Origin of the sequence: Sphingomonas bisphenolicum (genome assembly GCF_024349785.1) — a bacterium.
GTDB classification, from domain to species: domain Bacteria; phylum Pseudomonadota; class Alphaproteobacteria; order Sphingomonadales; family Sphingomonadaceae; genus Sphingobium; species Sphingobium bisphenolicum.
Genome location: NZ_AP018819.1, coordinates 44,179 through 62,537, shown reverse-complemented (window position 1 = coordinate 62,537; position 18,359 = coordinate 44,179). Strand labels below are relative to the sequence as shown.

Sequence of the window (18,359 nt, the reverse complement as noted above, 5' to 3'; positions counted from 1 at the left end):
AGTTATGTAGATTATATATGGTGAGTTCCGCTATTCGTGATTTGGATAATTAGGCGTGCAATTTTCGACTTGATCATCTGTCATCCAACTCTGGATAAGTCATAGGAATTTAATGACATACAAGTCATATGCATTTTTGAGGGGAATAAAACTGACGAAGCCGTGATGACGCGCTATGACGAACGAGAGCTACGGAAGTCCGTTGGAGACAGCCCCACATGGCGGCTAAAGAACCGGGAAAAATAGGCCGGGTCCGGAAACCCGAGCGAGTAGCCGACTTCAGCGACCGTTAGATTTGTATAAAGTAGCGAGCGCCGTGCTTCGAGCAGAGCGCGCTGATTAAGCACTTGGGTCGGGGACATGCCGGCAACTTTCGAGCAGGCCAGGCGTAGGGTCGTTTCGCTCACCCCCAGCGTTTCGGCGTAGACAGAGACGGGCTCTCGTTCCCGGAACCTGTGCTCGATCCTCTCCCTAAGACGCGCGACGATTCCGGCATAATAGCCTGGTCTTCTAATCGGCCTGTCGTCTAGCGTAGCGTTGCGCAGAACAACGACGAGAAGCGAGAGAAGAGTTGCATCGACGGCTGCCCGGTGGCCCGGTGCCGACCATGCCAGTTCGCGCATAAGTTCCTGCACAAGACGCTCAGCTGTCTCCTTTTCGAAATGCGACAACGTTAGCGCTCTTGCGGCGTCAAATATCCGTGCAAGCGCGTGATCATGGCGCGCGAGGTCGCTAATGTATCGCGTCGCCATCGTGACGACCGTTCCCGATGAATCCTCATCCCAGGAAAAGCCATGCACCACCGTCGCCGGTACGACCAGAAGGGATGGCGCTATAAAACGCAGCACCTGGCCATCGGCACGCATACTCCCTCCACCGGCCCAGATCAGGAAAATATGGCAAAGCTCGGCGTGAGCATGTGGCTTGATCGTCCACTCACTTGGCCGGGATCGATCGTCTAACGACTCGACATGTGTAAAGCAATCTTCGACGAGTCTATGTGGCTCCCCATAGAGGTAAAAGGTTGGGATCTGCTGCCGTGCGGTCATGGTCCGACTATAATTTTTGCCGTTGAATCGTCCAATCTTTTTATCGGCCGTGACATGGTGCGTAGCGTATTGCCAGCTAATTTGGGGCGTGGGGTGGCCATGCGAGCCCGCCGTACCAATAAGAGGATTAGATGCGAACCCAAGTCGCAATCATTGGCGCCGGTCCGGCCGGCATGCTCCTTGCACATCTGCTTGCCGCTGAAAACATTGAAGCGATAGTCCTCGAGCGGCGTGATCGCCATTATGTGGAAGGGCGCGTTCGCGCCGGCGTGCTGGAGCAGGTGACCGTGGACTTGATGCGTCGCCTCAAATTGTCGTCTCGACTGGACCAGGACGGCTTAGTTCATAGCGGGACCAATCTGTCATTGGACGGTCAAATCATTCATATCGATTTGGCGAATTTGACCGGTGGCTCCACCGTAACCGTCTACGGACAACAGGAGGTAATGCGGGATCTGTTCGACGCGGCCGAGCCACGCGGAGTGCATGTGATCTGGGATGCGGATGAGACCATGTTGCATGATGTCGATAGCGAACGGCCCTTCCTGACTTGGAAAAAGAATGGAACTGAGCATAGGCTCGATTGCGATTTTGTGGCGGGGTGCGATGGTTTTCACGGCCCTAGTCGGATGGCAATTCCCAACAACGTGCTTAAGACCTTTGAGCGCGTTTATCCCTTTGGGTGGCTGGGAATTCTGGCGGACGTACCGCCTGCCGGACATGAGCTGATTTATGCCAACCATGAGCGTGGTTTTGCACTCGCCTCCATGCGCTCGGCCACACGTAGCCGTTATTATATCCAATGTTCGCTGAACGACCGGGTAGAGGATTGGCCCGATGAGCGGTTCTGGGATGAAGCGTGCCTACGGCTCGGACGAGATGTTGCCACCAAAGTGACGCGAGGTCCATCATTCGAAAAAAGCATCGCGCCGCTGCGCTCCTTTGTATCCGAGCCGATGCGTTGGGGCCGTTTGTTTCTGGCGGGCGATGCAGCGCATATCGTGCCTCCCACCGGCGCCAAGGGCTTAAATCTGGCAGCGTCGGATGTGATCATGCTTAGTCAAGCCCTGCGCGAATTTTATCGCGACCATTCTTCCGCAGGCATCGACAGCTACTCTGAACGCGCACTGTCGAGGGTCTGGAAGGCGGAGCGCTTTTCGTGGTGGTTTACGTCTATCACGCACCGCTTTCCCAACATGGATGGGTTCGATCGTCGCATCCAGATGGCGGAGCTGGATTACATCCGCGGCTCGATAACAGCGCAGCGATCGTTGGCCGAAAATTATGTCGGCCTACCTTTGGAGACGATATAAGCACTAAGATTTACGATAACCGCACGTCGGCGCTAAGGGGCGAGTTGTTCGACAGAATGACTATTATGTGGGCGTCTTCGGTTTATCCGGCATGACGTGCTTCCCTGATTGTTACCAGTCCGAGGCAGCGTCCGGCTCCTTCATAAACTACACCCGATCATAATTGGAATTTTCCAGCTCAAAACGGTCCAGAATTCGGGATGCAGTCACCGCTCTCTTCTATCGCAGGGAAACGCCATCTCAAACGGGACTCAGCGCATCTGCCGTCACTCGAGGCGCCCGCAGCGCTGCCGTCCGCGCTCAGAAGCTTCGTACTGCCGGAGCCCGATGAAAAGGCTACCACTCGAGGCTGGCCTGCTCAATCGTCGTCGTGTTTTGGGCGACGAATGGGTGGACCGCTCGCTCGCCAATTGCACATCGTGCAATAGCGATTTCTAGGCGATGATTACACGTATCGCCTGGAATGAAATCCAGGCCGCACCGGGCTCGATGACCATATCCGGCGCCTACTTGTGCTGGCGTTTGCCGCCAGCCTCGGCCGTTGGGAAGAGTCTGCACTCCATGTCCGCGCCGGCTTGACCGGTGGCGGCTTCACGCGCGACGAGTTGACGTAAGTGCCCATGCAAATCGCTATCTAAGCCAGCGTGCCCGCCGCCAATACTGCCTTTGCAGAAGCCGGGAAAATCATTTCTGATATCGATGCAAACCAGTAATCGACGTGAAACGAACACCTTCCATAGCTCGCTATCCAGCGGCGCTCTGGTATCAAATATCTCCGATCGCCAGAATGAACCGAACCGTCATTCGGATAGTCCAGCTAGATGTGTCCAAACCCAACCAACACCCTGAGCATGGCGGATTTCTATGCAGTCGCAAAGCGCTTCGCCATGCGGGCGCCTGCTCCACCTTTTGCGGCAAGCTTCGCGCCATATCGCATGACGGTCTTGGGATCACGCCAGCGATAGGCCTGCATGATCGCCGGCAGACTTTCAGCGGCAGCAAAGTTGTCCTGTGCCACCCCGACCCGGATCGAATGCGACGACACCGCCGTCACCCAGCGCTCAAGCTCGGCGTTCGACATCTCGCCGAGCAGCTTCTTCGCATGGGCCGCGCGGATCAACCGCCTGTAAATGAGCGTGATGCTGTTGGGATGCAGCGCCCTGCGCCCGATCGCCGCGACCGTCCCGTCAAAATGCGTCTCGACGCGCCGGAACAACGGCCCCTTGTCGATATGCGCGGCCGCGCGCCAGCGCGCGATCGCCTGCATCGTCGGGGGCGCAAGATAGGCCCAGGCCCCCTCCCCTTCGCGATCTGTCTTGCTTGTCGGAATGAACAAGGCCCCTGCCCCGTCCGCATCCGGCCCGTGGATATGGTCGACGGCGATCGCCACCAACTCCGAGCGGCGCCCAGCGCTGTCATAGGCCACGCGCAGCAGCGCCGCGTCGCGATAGCCCAGCAGATCGCGCCGGACAGCCTTGAGAAGATGGGCGAGGCACACGCCGGAGGGCGGTGAATCAAAATCGGCAATGTCGCCCTTGAAGCGGATCGCGCGGGCCTGCTTCTGGCGCACGCCCACTGTCTTGCGCGCCGCTTTCATTTCGAGCGTGACCAGCTCCCCGGCGGTGGGATCGGGCAGGCCCGCCATACGATAGGCCCAGCCAATGTTGACGATGTAGCGTTCGATCGTCGCCATCGCGCGGACCTTTTCGGCCGAGGCGTCAATCCCGGCGATCTGGCGGATATAGGCCGCCACGGCGCTGACCTCCGCCTTCGGCGGATCGAGACGCCGGCGACGGCACCACGCTCCCCAAATTTTCAGATCCGAGCGGAAGGCGCGACGCGTGTTGTGCGACCAGGCCCGCACGGCCGCCTCGATCAGCTCAGCCTTGATCTCCCGCACGGTTCCGGCGAGCGCGCGCACATCGTCGACAACCTCCCCGACATCGGCCGAGGGGGGCGGCAAGGCCGCTGGCGGCCCGGAAGGAAGAGTTTCAGGCGGGAGCGCGCTCATGCGCCGAGGGATAGCGCGCCCACTTTCCAATGTATAGGGTGTTGATAACGATCCATTATCAACACTATGCGTCCGGGCATGCTTTACCGAGAGGTCGTTTCAGTTCACTATTGGCTATGGAAAACCGGCCCTCGCCCATCCGATACGGTCCCGACTATACCCCAAAAATGGTCACGGCGATAGCGGCCGCGACAGCCGCGATTGCCCGTCTCGATGCCCGGATTATCGTCAGTCCGGTGGCCAAAGCATGGTCCACGCGCGCCGCGTGGAGCGGCTATGCGCGGGCCTTGCAATTGCAGTCGGCCGAGGTTGAGGAAATTGACGTATTTTCGTGGGGCTGCGACCTCAAAATCCCTGGTCGTCCTCCCCTCCCCAGCCATCTCGACCTGTTCGACCGCTTCGCGGAATGGCGAGCAGCGTTGCAGGATGACGATCGGCTTCGCTGGCGCGACCGCCTGCCGACCGCGATCGGAGATCCAGCAACGGCGACCGAGCACGCCCCCCTTGTCCGCGCGCTCGATACCGTCCGCCAGCTCGCGCGGATCGACCACAGCATCATGGCCTGGCTGTCCTTGCCATTCGCGTTGCGCGACCGCGGCCTTGTGGCTAGCCCCCTCCCCTGCCTTGCCGGCGGCGCCAAGGCGTTCCGGCTGAAGCCCCGGCCCAATGACGATGATTGGCTGGCCGTGCTGCGCGCCCTCGAAAGCGCGGCGACGATCGCGCTGCAGCGGCTGCACAGCCTCGAGCGGCACTATCGCGACGCTCAGCGCGCGATCGCCGCCGAATACCGCCCTGGCGCCCTCCCTGCGCTGCTGGCGCTGATCCAATATCGCCCTTTGCTCTCCCCGCAATCGGCTGCAGAGTTACTTTGCATGAGTATCGCCGGAGCGAGCAAGCTGTTCGAGCGCGCCGCGACGGCCGGTCTGCTCGTGGAAATGGCTCTGTTGCAAAGATTGGCGGCAGTCAGAGGTAGGCTGTCGCTCTGCGCCGATCAGGCGGCTGCTGCGAAATGGTGGTTGAGCATGCCCATGGCCTCCGTCAGCGCCGAGGGCCCAATGCCAAAAGCTCTCTCCACAAGGCGCACCTCGCCCCTGATGCCGGGCTGCAGGCACCAGGGGCGAGCCTGTCCTTTGCGCAGGGCTCGCATGACTTCGAATCCCTTGATCGTGGCATAGGCCGTGGGGATCGATTTGAAACCGCGCACCGGCTTGATCAGTATCTTGAGCTTTCCGTGATCGGCCTCGATCACGTTATTGAGATACTTCACCTGCCGGTGGGCCGTCTCCCGGTCCAGCTTTCCTTCGCGCTTCAATTCGGTGATCGCTGCACCATAGCTCGGCGCTTTGTCGGTATTGAGCGTGGCAGGCTTTTCCCAGTGCTTCAGGCCTCGCAGGGCCTTGCCCAGGAACCGCTTCGCTGCCTTGGCGCTGCGGGTCGGCGACAGGTAGAAATCGATCGTGTCGCCCCGCTTGTCGACTGCCCGGTACAGGTAGGTCCACTTGCCCCGCACCTTGACGTAGGTTTCATCCAGGCGCCAGCTCGGATCAAAGCCACGCCGCCAGAACCAGCGCAGCCGCTTCTCCATCTCCGGGGCGTAGCACTGGACCCAGCGATAGATCGTCGTATGGTCGACCGAAATGCCGCGTTCCGCCAGCATTTCCTCAAGGTCGCGATAGCTGATCGGATAGCGACAATACCAGCGCACCGCCCACAGGATCACATCACCCTGGAAATGGCGCCACTTGAAATCCGTCATCGTTCCGTCCGTCCAATCTCCGCCAAGCATGCTCAAGCTTCACGATTTTTGCAACAGAGCCGTTCGAAGCGACCGGCATGGTCCGCACTCGACATGACGAAAAGGTGCCCGACCTCCAACTGGTGTTCATGCCCGCACATCGCAACGCGTCGGGCTTTCCCATTCCGCTGGGACACGGCTATGGCATTCTGAACGTACTCCTTCACCCGAAGAGCCGGGGCTCAGTGCGCCTGGCAAGTGCCGACCCGCGTAGCGCGCCGCTGATCGATCCGAAGTTCTTTGCTGACGAACGCGATTTCGAACCTCTGCTAGCGGGCATCGCGCTCAGCCGCCGTCTTTTTGCGAGCAAGGCGTTCACGCGGATGGAGGCATGGGAGATAGTGCCGGGCCCCGACGCCATAACGCCTGACGAACTGCGAGCCGCGATCCGCCAGACGGCCGTGACCGTCCATCATCCAGTCGGCACGTGTGCGATGGGCAGGGGTAAGGGTGCGGTCGTCGATCCACAGCTATCCGTACACGGCCTTCACGGCCTCCGCGTCATCGACGCTTCGGTGATGCCCAATGTCGTGCGCGGCAATACGGCCGCGGCCGTGATGATGATTGCGGAGAAGGCGTCGGATCTCGTCCGGCACGCACAAGATCGCCAATCAACACCATGAAGGATAATTGAGATGAATAAGATCGTGTTCGTACGTTTTCTTCCAAAGGCCGGCCACGAAGCCGAAGTCGAGGCTATCCTGCGCATTATGGTGCCGAACACGCGGGCCGAACCCGGCAATTTGCGCTATGATCTCTTCAAGGCCGATCACGAAGGGCGAACGCTTTTTCATCTGATCGAACGTTATCGAGATGACGACGCGGTCGCCTTTCACCGCGAGACCGACCACTACAAGGCCTATCGGGCCAGCATCCTGCCGCTGCTCGATGATCCGATCGGCGTGAGTGCGCATTTCGCGGAAGTTGGGCAGTGATTTCGCGCGATCTCGGGCACGCGTTTCACGGCATCGCGGGCAGCCATTTCGCGCCCTCGGGCAGGCTGGCCAACGGGTGTTATTGAGTCAGGGCTGAAGGCTTTGGTCAAGCAATTTCATGGTGCTCATCTTTTTTCGCATGCTGTCGCCGCTCAGGGTTAGGCGGTGAGCGTTGTGGACCAGGCGGTCGAGGATCGCATCTGCCAGGGTGGGATCGCCGATAACCTCGAACCATTGATCCACCGGAAGCTGACTGGTGACGATGGTGGAGCCCCGACCTTGTCGATCGTCGAGGATTTCCAGCAGATCGCGTCGCTCTGTTGCCGTCAGGACTGAGAGCCCCCAATCATCAAGGATGAGCAGTTCCGTACGTTCGATGGCTTTGAGAACGCGGGCATGTCGTCCGTCGCCTTTGGCTATGGCCAACATCTGGAACAGGCGGGGCACGCGATGATAGACAACCCGGCGACCATCACGGCAAGCTTTGTTGCCCAGTGCGCAGGCGATCCAGCTTTTGCCCAACCCTGTTGGCCCTGTGATCAGCAAATTTTCGTGCCGGTTGATCCAGCTGCCATCGATCAGATGCGCCATCACCGCGACATCAATGCCGCGAGGGCTGCGCATGTCGATATCTTCAACACAGGCCGCGTGGCGCAGGGCGGCAAAACGTAACCGCGTAGCCAGCTTCTTGGCGTCACGCTCTGCAGCTTCGCGATCGACGAGCAATCCCAGCCTTTCTTCAAAGCTGAGGCTTTCAAACGTCGCGCCAACGCGCCGCTGTTCATGAAGTGCCTTTGCCATACCGGAAAGCCCGATAGCCTCCAGACGGTCGCAAGTGGGATGGGACAGCAACAGTAATCTCCTCTGTCAGTGGTAATAGTTCTGGCCGCGGATGTTGCGGTGTTGCAGCGGCAGCTCTTCGGGGTCTGGTTCCAGGAAAGCCTGATCAAGACCGGTCTTCAGGATCGAGCGGATGGATGCGACCGATCGGGCCTTGATGGCGACGGCCCGGCGGCATGCGGCATCGATCCGCCGGGGCTCGAAGCTTTTGGCCAACGACAGCACGCCCAGGCAGGTTCGGAAGCCTTGTTCGGGGTGCGGCCTGTCCTGCATTACGATATCGCAAAACGCAGCCACGGAGGGCCCCAGCTTTGCGGCGCTGTTCAGAATGCGCGTCGCGGACCATTCGGCATAGCGGCGGTGCGCCGACGGCATATGCTCGGCCGCCGTGACATGACTACGCCGTCCGGGATCGCGCAGATGGCTAGCGACGCGTTTGCCACGATGGAAGATTTCTACCGTGGCATGAGTAACCCGCGCGTCCACGTCCTGCCGGATCAAGTTGAACGGCACAGAATACCAGCAGCGATCTACCTCGATGTGATAATCGGGGGCGACACGGGCCCGTTTCCAGCGCGCAAAGACATAGGGATCGGCGGGCAGCGGCTGCAAGTTCGGACGATCCAATGTGGCGAACAAATCAGCGCGACTGGCGCCATAGTCACGCATGACGCGCATGTTCAATTCGTCGAGCAATGGCCGGATGGCAGTGTTCAGCTCGGCTAGTGAGAAGAACCTGCGATTGCGCAACCTTGCCAGGATCCAGCGCTGGGCGACTTGCACGGCTACCTCGACTTTGGCCTTGTCTTTTGGCTTTCGCACGCGCGCCGGCAGGATTGCTGTGCCGTAGTACCCGGCCATTTCAGCATAGGTCCGGTTCAAGCCGGGATCATAGCGGTCCGGCTTAATCACAGCCGATTTCAGGTTGTCGGGTACGACCACCTTCGGCACACCGCCCAGATAGGCAAACATCCCCACATGGGCCGCAATCCAATCCTCCAGCCCTTCGCTGGCAACAGCCAAGGCGTAGGTATAGCTTGAGGCCCCCATCGCTGCGACGAACAGCTTGGCCGCTTTCACCTCACCGGTTGCCGGGTCAACGATCTCGATCGTGTCGCCGGAGAAGTCGACAAACACCTTTTCGCCGCCCACATGCGTTTGCCGCATGCTCGGCCGTACACGGCCTTTCCACGCGTCAAAGTGGGTGCAAAACCATGTGTAGCCAAATCCGTGGGGGTGCTGTGCCCGGTATTCCTGCCACAGCAACATGCGCGTGACCCCGCGCTTGCGCAGTTCCTGATCAATGGCTCTGTTGCAAACATGGGGCACGGCCGCGCGGCGTCACCCAGTTGGGGGATTAGGCAGCATTGGCGAAATGCTTATTGAGCATAATCATGGTTTCGGTCAGGGCCGAGGGTCCAATTCCGAATGCTCTTTCAACCAGGCGCACCTCCCCCATGATACCTGGCTGCAGGCACCATGCCTGGGCCTGTCCTTTGCGTAGGGCGCGCATGACCTCGAAGCCCTTGATCGTGGCGTAGGCCGTTGGCATCGACTTGAAGCCACGTACCGGCTTGATCAGCATCTTCAGCTTGCCGTGGTCGGCCTCGAGCACGTTGTTCAGATATTTCACCTGCCGGTGCTCGGTTTCCGCCGCCAGTTTGCCTTCGCGTTTCAGCTCAGCGATTGCTGCGCCGTAGCTGGGTGCCTTGTCGGTATTGAGTTTGGCCGGCTTTTCCCAGTCCTTCAGGCCACGAAGAGCTTTGCCCAGAAAGCGCTTCGCCGCTTTGGCGCTGCGTGTCGATGACAGATAGAAATCAATCGTGTCGCCCCGTTTGTCGACCGCCCGGTACAGGTAGGTCCATTTGCCCCGCACCTTTACGTAGGTCTCATCCAGACGCCAGCTCGGATCAAAGCCGCGCCGCCAGAACCAGCGGAGACGCTTCTCCATCTCCGGCGCGTAGCGCTGCACCCAGCGATAGATCGTCGTATGATCGACATCGATCCCACGCTCGGACAGCATTTCCTCGAGATCACGGTAGCTGATGCCGTATCGACAATACCAGCGCACCGCCCATAGGATGACCTCGCCGGTAAAATGCCGTCCTTTGAAATCGTTCATCGCAACTGACCTTGACAGTACATGAGCCCAATCTTGGAAACCGTGTCAGAGTTTGCAACAGAGCCGATTTATCACCGGGCAGACGCTGTTCGTCGATGGCGGAGCGATCATGCACTGACACATGGCGGCTTCGATCCGGGAGACGAGTTCGGACGAAGCCAAGGAAGAGGGGAGGATGACGATGAAGACGACACGTTTTCTAAACGGCGCACTTCGGATCAGCACAAGCATGGCGGCAACGGCCATGACGCTGCTGATGGCGGCACAGGCGCAGGCTCAGGAGCAGCCGCAGGGGCAGCCTCAAGGGCAGGGCGAAACGGCGGCGGAATCGCCGCGCGGCATAGATGAGATCGTCGTGACCGCACGCAAGCGAGCGGAACGGCTTTCGGAAGTCCCGGTTTCGGTCAGCGCGGTAACGGGCGAGGGACTGGCGAACCTTGGCATCACCAAGACGTCCGAGGCGGTTCAGCTGGTTCCTGCCGCCAAGATCGTGATTCAGGATCTCGGCACATCGGCTTATCTGCGCGGTGTGGGTTCGGGCTCCTTCAATCCCGGCTTCGAGCAGACCGTGGGTCTGTTCGTCGATGGCGCCTACTATTCGCGCGCGGCCTGGGCGCGTGCCGGTCAGCTGGATATCGAGCGGGTGGAAGTGCTGAAGGGACCGCAGGGCGTGCTCTTCGGCAAGAACACCGTGGCCGGCGCGATCAACATCACGTCCAAGAAGCCGACGGATGAATTCGAAGCCTATGTCCGCGCGGCCTATGAATTCGAGGCAAGCGATCAGGCCAGCATCGAGGGGGCGATTTCCGGGCCGCTCAATGCCGATCATACGCTCAAGGCACGCCTCGCGATGCGCTACAGCGACGAGTCCAAGGGCTACATCAAGAACAATGCGCCGGGTGGCCCTGACGGCCCCATCAACGACCAGTTCCTGACGCGCGGCACGCTGACCTGGGAGCCGTCGAGCAATTTCGACAGCACGCTGAGCGTCACTTACGTGAAGTCCGATACGAAGGGATCTTCGGCGGAGGTCTTCCGCTGCGAGCCGCGTGCACCGGCAGCGGGCGATCCGCCGTCGCTCAACACCGCGCTTGCGGTGGGCGCCAGCCACGAGGACTGCAAGGCCAACTTCCGGAATTCCAGCATCAACCTCGATCCGGCGAGCGCGGCTGTAGTCAGCGCGATCACAGGGGAGCAGATCGATCCGGTCGACAACGGCGACCGCTTCCGGGGCCTGGCGCTGACCAATACGGCGAACTGGCATGCCGGCGATCTGACGCTGACCTCGGTGACCAGCTATATCCGCCACAACCAGCGCAACTACTCCGAAATCGACAACACCGACGTGCCGTTCACGACGCTGCGCCGGTATGAGCGGTTCAACACCTTCATGCAGGAACTGCGGCTGGCCTCTCCGCGCGAGAACAAGCTGTCGTGGGTGGCAGGCGCCTACTTCGAGCGTTCGAACCTTGAATTCATCGAGGACGATTCTGCTTACATCTTCCCCTATCCGGGCTTCCCCGCGCCCGCTCCAGGAACGGTCGTTCCGCCTTCGGGCACATGGTACAAGCGGTCCGACCAGAACGGGCGTTCGATCGCGCTGTTCGGCGAGGCGACCTTCGCCTTTACCCCCACGCTCGAACTCAGCGCGGGCCTTCGCTACACCAATGAGCGCAAGGACATCGATCACCGCGTCTGCGTAGGTCCGCTGAACCATCCCACCTGCGGGATCACGTCCGACGATACGCCGGCCATCGTGCCGCTGATCGCGGAAGACCTGCACTATCGCGCCAAGCTGAAGGAGAACAACCTCTCGCCCGCCGTGACGCTGCGCTGGCGACCCAACCGCGACGTGATGGCCTATGCCTCGTTCAAGCAGGGCTTCAAGGCCGGTGGTTTCGACATGGAGATGCGCAACCTGCCGGCGCAGCTTACCGCAGGCCCGCCGACCCGCGTGGACTCCAACGGCGATGGCATTCCCGATGCCTTCGTGTTCAAGAACGAGAGCGTGAACGCCTATGAAGTGGGCACAAAGCTGACGTTCCCGGCCGCCAATCTTCAGGTCAACATCGCGCTGTTCCAGAACGACTTCAAGAACCTGCAGGTATCGCAGTTCGATGGCATCGCTGGTCTCAACATCGTCAACGCGGGCAAGTCGCGTTCGCGCGGTATCGAAGTGGATGCGCGCTGGCGGCCCATCGACAGGCTGACGCTGGGCGGCAGTCTCTCGCTCCTCGATTCCAAGTTCCTCGACTTCCCGGGGGCGCAGTGCCCGAGCGATGCGACGGCTGGCGAGGTCAGCGGGGTGACGCCCACCGGGTCTCCGGCCTGCAACCTCAAGGGCCGACGCACGGCCTTCGCGCCCAAGGCGGCGTTCACGCTGACGGCGGACTACACCGTTCCGCTCACCGGTCCGTGGGAACTGGCTCTGAGCGGTGCTGCGCAGCATTCCAGCAAGTACTTCATGGAGAACACCGGCGAGCCGGAGAACATGCAGCAGGCTTACTGGAAACTGGACGCCCGCGTAGCCCTGCAGACCTCGCGCTGGAGCATCGCGCTGGTCGGCCGCAACCTGACCAATACGCTGACCTACTCGCACGCGACGTCGGTGCCGCTGGCAGGGCCGGGATACTTCTTCGGCTTTGTCGAGAAGCCCCGCACTCTGGCCGTGGAGGTTGGCGCCAAGTTCTGACGGCTGGCATCGTTGAACGATCACTGATGAACGGCCCGGTTCTGGTGGACCGGGCCGTTTGTTGTTCGGGATGCGCGAGTCGCTTGTTGGGAGGCTTCGTGATGCTGTCAGAGGGGCGGCGCAGGGGTGACCGTCGGCTAGCGAATTAGGATCACAACGTTTTCAGAAATTTTAGATGATTAACATTTGCATTGCTTTTTATATCATTGAAAAAACGTTGAAATCATAATTAGTAAACGATTACAGAAAATGGCTGTTTGCACGGCTCTGTTGCAAAAATCGTGAAGCTTGAGCATGCTTGGCGGAGATTGGACGGACGGAACGATGACGGATTTCAAGTGGCGCCATTTCCAGGGTGATGTGATCCTGTGGGCGGTGCGCTGGTATTGTCGCTATCCGATCAGCTATCGCGACCTTGAGGAAATGCTGGCGGAACGCGGCATTTCGGTCGACCATACGACGATCTATCGCTGGGTCCAGTGCTACGCCCCGGAGATGGAGAAGCGGCTGCGCTGGTTCTGGCGGCGTGGCTTTGATCCGAGCTGGCGCCTGGATGAAACCTACGTCAAGGTGCGGGGCAAGTGGACCTACCTGTACCGGGCAGTCGACAAGCGGGGCGACACGATCGATTTCTACCTGTCGCCGACCCGCAGCGCCAAGGCAGCGAAGCGGTTCCTGGGCAAGGCCCTGCGAGGCCTGAAGCACTGGGAAAAGCCTGCCACGCTCAATACCGACAAAGCGCCGAGCTATGGTGCAGCGATCACCGAATTGAAGCGCGAAGGAAAGCTGGACCGGGAGACGGCCCACCGGCAGGTGAAGTATCTCAATAACGTGATCGAGGCCGATCACGGAAAGCTCAAGATACTGATCAAGCCGGTGCGCGGTTTCAAATCGATCCCCACGGCCTATGCCACGATCAAGGGATTCGAAGTCATGCGAGCCCTGCGCAAAGGACAGGCTCGCCCCTGGTGCCTGCAGCCCGGCATCAGGGGCGAGGTGCGCCTTGTGGAGAGAGCTTTTGGCATTGGGCCCTCGGCGCTGACGGAGGCCATGGGCATGCTCAACCACCATTTCGCAGCAGCCGCCTGATCGGCGCAGAGCGACAGCCTACCTCTGACTGCCGCCAATCTTTGCAACAGAGCCCGCGTCATGGCCCGCCTCGCTGAACAGGGAGCCAGCCAATGACCCATGAGGATCAGCAGCGCGCCTATAACGCCGGGTGGAACTGTGGCCGCTGGCCCGATGATCCCCGCTATCAGGGCTGCGAACCGACCAACCCCGACCTTTGGGAGCCTTACGAGGACGGCAAGGCCGATGGCTACGTTGAACGACGCCGCAATGAAAGGGGGGTCTGATTATGGCGAAGGAAAAGCCCCTCAAGGGGCACAAGCTGGCAGGCTATAGCTTTGGTGTTTCGGTAAGCTGCGAGTGCGGTTGGCGCTCCGGGACGTGGTTCGGGAAGGGTGGTCGCGGTAGCGCGCTGGGTGAATGGTATTCCCATAAGGATCGCTGCGCGGCCGAAGCGAAGGCGCTGGGCGCATGACCAACCCGACCGCGCAAGCCTATGCTGAATTGCAACTGGCGTTCGACCATTACAACCGGGAGCTGTTCGCGGGCGAGCTGCCCTCCTGTCTGATTACGATGCAGAGGGAAAAGCGGAGCTACGGCTATTTCTCATCGGAACGGTTCGTGCATCATCACGACAAGAGCAAGACCGATGAAATCGCCATCAACCCGGCATATTTCGCCGTGGTCCCCCTGCTCGAAGTCCTCCAAACTGTAGTGCATGAAATGGTCCACGCATGGCAGTTCCATTTCGGCAACCCGTCGCGCTCCGGCTATCACAACCGGGAATGGGCCGACAAAATGGAAGCTATCGGCCTCATGCCGTCCAGCACGGGCCAGCCCGGAGGCGCTAGGACAGGGCAGAAAATGGCCGACTATGCCATTCCGGGCGGCCCCTTCATGCTCGCCACGGATGCCCTGTTGACGCAGAATTTCCGCATTTCGTGGCTCGATCGGTTCCCGGCGATCATGCCGACGCCGGCGATCGACGCCGGCGCCGGCGCCGGCGCTGCCGGCGGCCATCTGGCGGACGTGCTTCAGCCCGCCACGGGGAACCGATCGAACCGGATCAAATATCGCTGCCCTACATGCGGCGTGCAGGCATGGGGCAAGCCCGCGCTGCGGCTCCTGTGCGGTGGCGACGATTGCGCCAGCGCGCCCCTCGCCCCTGTCGAATAAAGGGGCTAGGATCGGCCCATGACGATGCGCAGCCTATTCGACGGGGCTTTGACGATGATCCTCTATGTCCTCGCTTTCGCAGCGGGGACAGTGTTCGTGCGGGCCAACTATGATCTGATTGAGGCGCACCCGCTTCTGGTGTTCTTTGTCGGCGCGATCTTCGCCTACCAGCTATTCAACCTGATCCCGCTTGCCGTTGCGACCATCAACGATCACATTCTAGGCCAGCCTGAACAGCGTCATAAGCGAGACTAGAGGCTATCCCTTCGGAATAGCGTTAATATCGAGCGCAAGCGGCTCGGTTTGTCGGGAGCTGCATGGTCCGGGGCCGGGGCCTCCGTCGCTGCGGGGTGCGCCTCATCCCATAGAGCTTTCCAACGCTCCGCCTCAATGCGGCGCGCCATTGCGCGGTTCTCAACCGCGTGCAGCCTTCGCGCTTCTCCGGGATCGCTATCCATGAATCTCGCGCTGCACGATTAATGGTAAGGTTCCGTTGCACACCATGATTAACAGCCTGCCGACGATAGATTGAGCATATCGCGCTGGCGCGGCTCCTTCGCCCTGCCAGCGCCGTGCCTGCCCGATACGGTTCTGCAACAACTCTGCTTTCGGGTCGCGCACAACCCCCGTTGTGTCCGAAAGTGCGAAAGCCCGGCCCTGTGTCGGGCTTTCTTATATTCGTGCTAGACCACGCCCCAACAAATAGTTCTGGTTCTCATAGACGCCTGCGTCTATGCCGGATCTGACAGAGGAAGCGGGATGGCATTGGAACCTATCAGGGTATTGGAGTTCGCGGACGCCGATCGCGCGGACGTGCAACGGCGCGTGGTCGATGCCGTGCAAGCTGCGCCCGAACGGTTCCTGACGGACTATGCGGCCCGACCCGGCACGTTCGGGGGGCGCTACGTCTGTGCGGACGCCATGAAAGAGCTGCTTCCCGAATATACCGCCTCAAGGGAGGCCCGCGGCCGATACAACGCGCCCGTCCACAATGCCGCGGCCGTTCTGGCGGCCGAACAATACCGCCGTGTAGTGGCCGATAGCTCCGATCCAGCCCGCAACCTGGTGCTGTTCGTAACCGGGATGCCGGGAGCCGGGAAAACCTCTGAAATCCAGTATGCGGCGCTGCATGAAGGAAACCGGCTCGGCCGTGACGTGCGCGCGATCTTTGAGGGCCAGCTTGTCGATCCGCAAGCAAGCATAGCCAAGGTCGAACAGGCATTGAGCGCCGGATGCAGGGTCGGGGTAATAGCGGTTCTGCCTCGGCCAGAGGAGGCGCTTGCGCACACATTCCAACGCTTTGAGGAGCTGGGCCGGGGTGCGAGCGCGGCCGTGATGGTGCGTATTCAGGAGGGCACGCCTGACGGCCTAGAGGCCCTTCTAGGTCGCTTTGGCGATCAGATTTCGGTTGCGGTCCATGACGTGCGCGATCGTGCGAATGTTCATCGCCTAGAAGGCATGGACGGTGTAAATATCTGGCGGAAGGAATTGGAAAATGGACCTGTCCAAGAAAGACTTGAAAGAGAGTTCGACCGGCTCAACCAGCTCGGCCGCGTCAGCGCCGATTGCGCCCTCCAATTCAAAGGACAGTCTCCCCACGGGCAACTTTACGCGGTTGGAAGCCCTGATGTTGGTGGGAGCCTCGCACATGGCGACGGACGAAAAGCTACGCCGGAAAGTGGCCGAACGTCTCTCCTGAACGCGGCGCGGGGAAGCTCGCTCGCCGGACTCTCCGACGCCCTCAAGACAGGCCAGAGCGAAGGCGACGGCAAAACCAAATCCAACGAAATCGGCCACGGCCTGCCTAAGCCGCCGTCGCCCCGGCGTTCCAGATGAACGCCCCCAGCCCGAACCTTCCGTTTGGTGTTAGCCGGGGAGCGTTGCGAGGGGCTGGCCCCTTGCTGTGGGGGTCGAGCGGGACGCTGGGCGGCCCGATCGCAGGGGGACGCTTCCCCGCCTGCTCCTTCTTTTCCAGTAGGTGCCATGACCGGCTATCTCGGCTCGAAACAGGTTTCGGGCGCATATCAGGCTGTGATTGCCAATATGCCGCCGCACGATACCTACATTGAGACGCATCTAGGCTCCGGCATCGTCCTCCGGCGCAAGCCTCCCGCTGCCCGCTCGATCGGCCTCGAAATTGATCCGGCTACCTTTGAGTGCTTCGGCTCGATCGCGGCAGAGGAATCGAGCGCGTTCGATGGCGCGGCCGTCGAAACCTACAACGTCGATTGCCTCGCCTTCCTGCGCGATTTCGACTTTTCGGCCGCTGGGCGCGTGCTGATCTATGCTGATCCGCCCTATGTCCTCGCCACGCGCTCCCATCCGGGCACGCGCTACCGCTATGACTATACGGAAGCGGACCATAGGGAACTGCTGGCCGTCCTCGATGCGCTGCCCGCCTCGGTGATGATTTCAGGCTATCCCTCGTCCCTGTATAGCGAGCTGCTGCCCGCGCCGCGCTGGCGCGTCCTGTCCTATCAGGCCATGACGCGAGGCGGGCCGCGCACCGAATGTCTATGGATGAACTATGCGCCCGATGCGGCGCATTGGGCCACCCATGCCGGGGTGGATTTCACCGATCGCCAGAGGATCAAGCGCAAGGCGGCACGTTGGAAACGCATGTTTAGCGAGCTGCCTGCGGGCGAGCGAATTGCGATCCTCGCCGCGCTGCTGGAAGTGGACTCATAGCAGGCCAGCACCGCACTCGTTGCCGTTGTGAAATGATTAACCAAAGCATCCTAGATCAGCCCTGCGACCCGAAGAACCTTTCTCGATCATTTAGGTTCTTTCACTGGACCCGGCTGCATTAGCTGTCGGGTCCATCTTTTTGCGCCCCCAGCTCGTCCACCAACATTTAACCAAGGCGGGCAAGGGTCCGATTACCGCTCCTGTGTCAAAAGAGGCGATGAACGGCGATAACAACAGGCCCTTTTCGCGCGGCGATTTGTCGGCGCTTCTGCTGCTGCTGTTCACGCTCGCCATGATGGCCTATAATTATTCGCATCCAGAGTGGGCGAGCCAAGGCGGCATATGGGCCTACATTGTTCCCCGCCACGGGACAGCATCATAGGCGTGCGCGCCTATCCGATGACTGAACGGACAAAGCGGACGATCGGCGGCCCAACGCCCGCGAGGAAGGCAAGCCCGGTAAGCGCCAGCAATCCCCAAAACTCGATGTGGATAAGCAAGTCGCTGCCGGTATCGTCGTTCGGATCGGGCCATTCCTTCATGGCACCGGATGATTACGGCTCCGGCTCGATGCTGCAACCTCCTAAGCCAGCAAGGAGGCTTCACCGGCCCGCATCATAGACGGGAACGTCTATGCCACCGGCGACATAGACGCGGGCGGCTATGCTGC

General features: G+C 60.6%; 19 protein-coding genes and 1 pseudogene. 12 read left to right on the top strand and 8 right to left on the bottom strand.

All coding sequences use genetic code 11. The features are described 5' to 3' along the window. Positions 1–173: 173 nt before the first annotated feature. Positions 174–1,049 (bottom strand): helix-turn-helix domain-containing protein, encoded by an 876-nt coding sequence (locus SBA_RS22955; RefSeq protein WP_022684425.1) that lies wholly within the window; start codon positions 1,047–1,049, stop codon positions 174–176. 131 nt (positions 1,050–1,180) lie between these two features. On the opposite strand from SBA_RS22955, the gene pobA reads away from it, so the two are divergent. After that, positions 1,181–2,362 (top strand): 4-hydroxybenzoate 3-monooxygenase, encoded by a 1,182-nt coding sequence (gene pobA / locus SBA_RS22950; protein WP_022684426.1) that lies wholly within the window; start codon positions 1,181–1,183, stop codon positions 2,360–2,362. 862 nt (positions 2,363–3,224) lie between these two features. Here the strand turns inward: pobA and SBA_RS22945 are convergent. The 3 genes from SBA_RS22945 to SBA_RS22935 form a co-directional block, all read right to left on the bottom strand. After that, the gene (locus tag SBA_RS22945) at positions 3,225–4,373 is read right to left on the bottom strand and encodes a site-specific integrase (RefSeq protein ID WP_022684427.1); all 1,149 of its coding nucleotides are present in this window, start codon (positions 4,371–4,373) and stop codon (positions 3,225–3,227) included. Between the two features lie 107 nt (positions 4,374–4,480). Continuing rightward, positions 4,481–5,200, bottom strand: a complete 720-nt coding sequence (locus SBA_RS22940) for a hypothetical protein (protein WP_159368311.1) — start codon at positions 5,198–5,200, stop codon at positions 4,481–4,483. A gap of 164 nt (positions 5,201–5,364) precedes the next feature. Next, positions 5,365–6,129: an IS6-like element IS6100 family transposase gene (locus SBA_RS22935; protein ID WP_001389365.1), complete on the bottom strand. Its 765-nt coding sequence runs from the start codon at positions 6,127–6,129 to the stop codon at positions 5,365–5,367. Positions 6,130–6,206: 77 nt separating this feature from the next. On the opposite strand from SBA_RS22935, the gene SBA_RS22930 reads away from it, so the two are divergent. Continuing rightward, positions 6,207–6,791, top strand: coding sequence for a GMC family oxidoreductase (locus tag SBA_RS22930; protein WP_261937505.1), 585 nt, complete (start codon positions 6,207–6,209; stop codon positions 6,789–6,791). A gap of 12 nt (positions 6,792–6,803) precedes the next feature. Further along, the gene (locus SBA_RS22925) at positions 6,804–7,103 is read left to right on the top strand and encodes a putative quinol monooxygenase (protein ID WP_006956105.1); all 300 of its coding nucleotides are present in this window, start codon (positions 6,804–6,806) and stop codon (positions 7,101–7,103) included. Between the two features lie 87 nt (positions 7,104–7,190). Here the strand turns inward: SBA_RS22925 and istB are convergent, their stop codons facing one another. The 3 genes and pseudogenes from istB to SBA_RS22910 all read right to left on the bottom strand — a co-directional run bounded on the left by istB (position 7,191) and on the right by SBA_RS22910 (position 10,065). Then, the gene (istB, locus tag SBA_RS22920; protein WP_006956108.1) at positions 7,191–7,955 is read right to left on the bottom strand and encodes an IS21-like element helper ATPase IstB; all 765 of its coding nucleotides are present in this window, start codon (positions 7,953–7,955) and stop codon (positions 7,191–7,193) included. 15 nt (positions 7,956–7,970) lie between these two features. Next, positions 7,971–9,248: pseudogene (gene istA, locus SBA_RS22915) on the bottom strand (IS21 family transposase); the annotation flags it as partial. A gap of 52 nt (positions 9,249–9,300) precedes the next feature. Further along, the gene (locus SBA_RS22910; RefSeq protein WP_006949122.1) at positions 9,301–10,065 is read right to left on the bottom strand and encodes an IS6 family transposase; all 765 of its coding nucleotides are present in this window, start codon (positions 10,063–10,065) and stop codon (positions 9,301–9,303) included. Positions 10,066–10,240: 175 nt separating this feature from the next. Here SBA_RS22910 and SBA_RS22905 point away from each other — a divergent pair, with 175 nt between their 5' ends. The 9 genes from SBA_RS22905 to SBA_RS22865 all read left to right on the top strand — a co-directional run bounded on the left by SBA_RS22905 (position 10,241) and on the right by SBA_RS22865 (position 18,071). Further along, a complete protein-coding gene (locus SBA_RS22905; protein ID WP_006967707.1) occupies positions 10,241–12,757 on the top strand; it encodes a TonB-dependent receptor in 2,517 nt (838 codons plus the stop codon). 324 nt (positions 12,758–13,081) lie between these two features. Continuing rightward, complete coding sequence (locus tag SBA_RS22900) at positions 13,082–13,846, top strand: IS6-like element IS6100 family transposase (RefSeq protein WP_001389365.1); 765 nt, start codon at positions 13,082–13,084, stop codon at positions 13,844–13,846. Between the two features lie 92 nt (positions 13,847–13,938). Further along, positions 13,939–14,112, top strand: a complete 174-nt coding sequence (locus SBA_RS22895; protein WP_006954172.1) for a hypothetical protein — start codon at positions 13,939–13,941, stop codon at positions 14,110–14,112. Between the two features lie 2 nt (positions 14,113–14,114). After that, entirely contained in the window at positions 14,115–14,300 is a 186-nt protein-coding gene (locus SBA_RS22890; protein ID WP_006954173.1) for a hypothetical protein, read from the top strand. Next, positions 14,297–15,001 carry a SprT-like domain-containing protein gene (locus tag SBA_RS22885; RefSeq protein ID WP_006954174.1) on the top strand — a complete coding sequence of 235 codons (705 nt, stop codon included), beginning with the start codon at positions 14,297–14,299 and terminating at the stop codon, positions 14,999–15,001. The genes SBA_RS22890 and SBA_RS22885 overlap by 4 nt, the downstream gene beginning before the upstream one ends. Before the next feature lie 18 nt (positions 15,002–15,019). Beyond that, entirely contained in the window at positions 15,020–15,256 is a 237-nt protein-coding gene (locus SBA_RS22880; protein WP_006954175.1) for a hypothetical protein, read from the top strand. A gap of 504 nt (positions 15,257–15,760) precedes the next feature. Then, positions 15,761–16,837, top strand: a complete 1,077-nt coding sequence (locus SBA_RS22875) for a hypothetical protein (protein ID WP_037489865.1) — start codon at positions 15,761–15,763, stop codon at positions 16,835–16,837. Between the two features lie 147 nt (positions 16,838–16,984). Beyond that, positions 16,985–17,689 (top strand): DNA adenine methylase, encoded by a 705-nt coding sequence (locus tag SBA_RS22870; protein ID WP_006954176.1) that lies wholly within the window; start codon positions 16,985–16,987, stop codon positions 17,687–17,689. Between the two features lie 217 nt (positions 17,690–17,906). Beyond that, complete coding sequence (locus SBA_RS22865; protein WP_019053931.1) at positions 17,907–18,071, top strand: hypothetical protein; 165 nt, start codon at positions 17,907–17,909, stop codon at positions 18,069–18,071. Between the two features lie 10 nt (positions 18,072–18,081). Here SBA_RS22865 and SBA_RS22860 read toward each other — a convergent pair whose 3' ends face one another. Then, positions 18,082–18,231 carry a hypothetical protein gene (locus SBA_RS22860; RefSeq protein WP_006954178.1) on the bottom strand — a complete coding sequence of 50 codons (150 nt, stop codon included), beginning with the start codon at positions 18,229–18,231 and terminating at the stop codon, positions 18,082–18,084. Positions 18,232–18,359 lie beyond the last annotated feature (128 nt).

Excerpts from the sequence above, each read along its gene's own strand:
- SBA_RS22955 (WP_022684425.1), bottom strand. The coding sequence starts at position 1,049 with ATGACCGCACGGCAGCAGATCCCAACCTTTTACCTCTATGGGGAGCCA.
- SBA_RS22890 (WP_006954173.1), top strand. The coding sequence starts at position 14,115 with ATGGCGAAGGAAAAGCCCCTCAAGGGGCACAAGCTGGCAGGCTATAGC.
- SBA_RS22935 (WP_001389365.1), bottom strand. The coding sequence starts at position 6,129 with ATGACGGATTTCAAGTGGCGCCATTTCCAGGGTGATGTGATCCTGTGG.
- SBA_RS22885 (WP_006954174.1), top strand. The coding sequence starts at position 14,297 with ATGACCAACCCGACCGCGCAAGCCTATGCTGAATTGCAACTGGCGTTC.
- SBA_RS22875 (WP_037489865.1), top strand. The coding sequence starts at position 15,761 with ATGGCATTGGAACCTATCAGGGTATTGGAGTTCGCGGACGCCGATCGC.
- SBA_RS22895 (WP_006954172.1), top strand. The coding sequence starts at position 13,939 with ATGACCCATGAGGATCAGCAGCGCGCCTATAACGCCGGGTGGAACTGT.
- SBA_RS22905 (WP_006967707.1), top strand. The coding sequence starts at position 10,241 with ATGACGATGAAGACGACACGTTTTCTAAACGGCGCACTTCGGATCAGC.
- SBA_RS22880 (WP_006954175.1), top strand. The coding sequence starts at position 15,020 with ATGACGATGCGCAGCCTATTCGACGGGGCTTTGACGATGATCCTCTAT.
- SBA_RS22925 (WP_006956105.1), top strand. The coding sequence starts at position 6,804 with ATGAATAAGATCGTGTTCGTACGTTTTCTTCCAAAGGCCGGCCACGAA.
- SBA_RS22945 (WP_022684427.1), bottom strand. The coding sequence starts at position 4,373 with ATGAGCGCGCTCCCGCCTGAAACTCTTCCTTCCGGGCCGCCAGCGGCC.
- SBA_RS22910 (WP_006949122.1), bottom strand. The coding sequence starts at position 10,065 with ATGAACGATTTCAAAGGACGGCATTTTACCGGCGAGGTCATCCTATGG.
- pobA (WP_022684426.1), top strand. The coding sequence starts at position 1,181 with ATGCGAACCCAAGTCGCAATCATTGGCGCCGGTCCGGCCGGCATGCTC.
- SBA_RS22860 (WP_006954178.1), bottom strand. The coding sequence starts at position 18,231 with ATGAAGGAATGGCCCGATCCGAACGACGATACCGGCAGCGACTTGCTT.
- SBA_RS22870 (WP_006954176.1), top strand. The coding sequence starts at position 16,985 with ATGACCGGCTATCTCGGCTCGAAACAGGTTTCGGGCGCATATCAGGCT.
- SBA_RS22930 (WP_261937505.1), top strand. The coding sequence starts at position 6,207 with ATGGTCCGCACTCGACATGACGAAAAGGTGCCCGACCTCCAACTGGTG.
- SBA_RS22865 (WP_019053931.1), top strand. The coding sequence starts at position 17,907 with ATGAACGGCGATAACAACAGGCCCTTTTCGCGCGGCGATTTGTCGGCG.
- SBA_RS22900 (WP_001389365.1), top strand. The coding sequence starts at position 13,082 with ATGACGGATTTCAAGTGGCGCCATTTCCAGGGTGATGTGATCCTGTGG.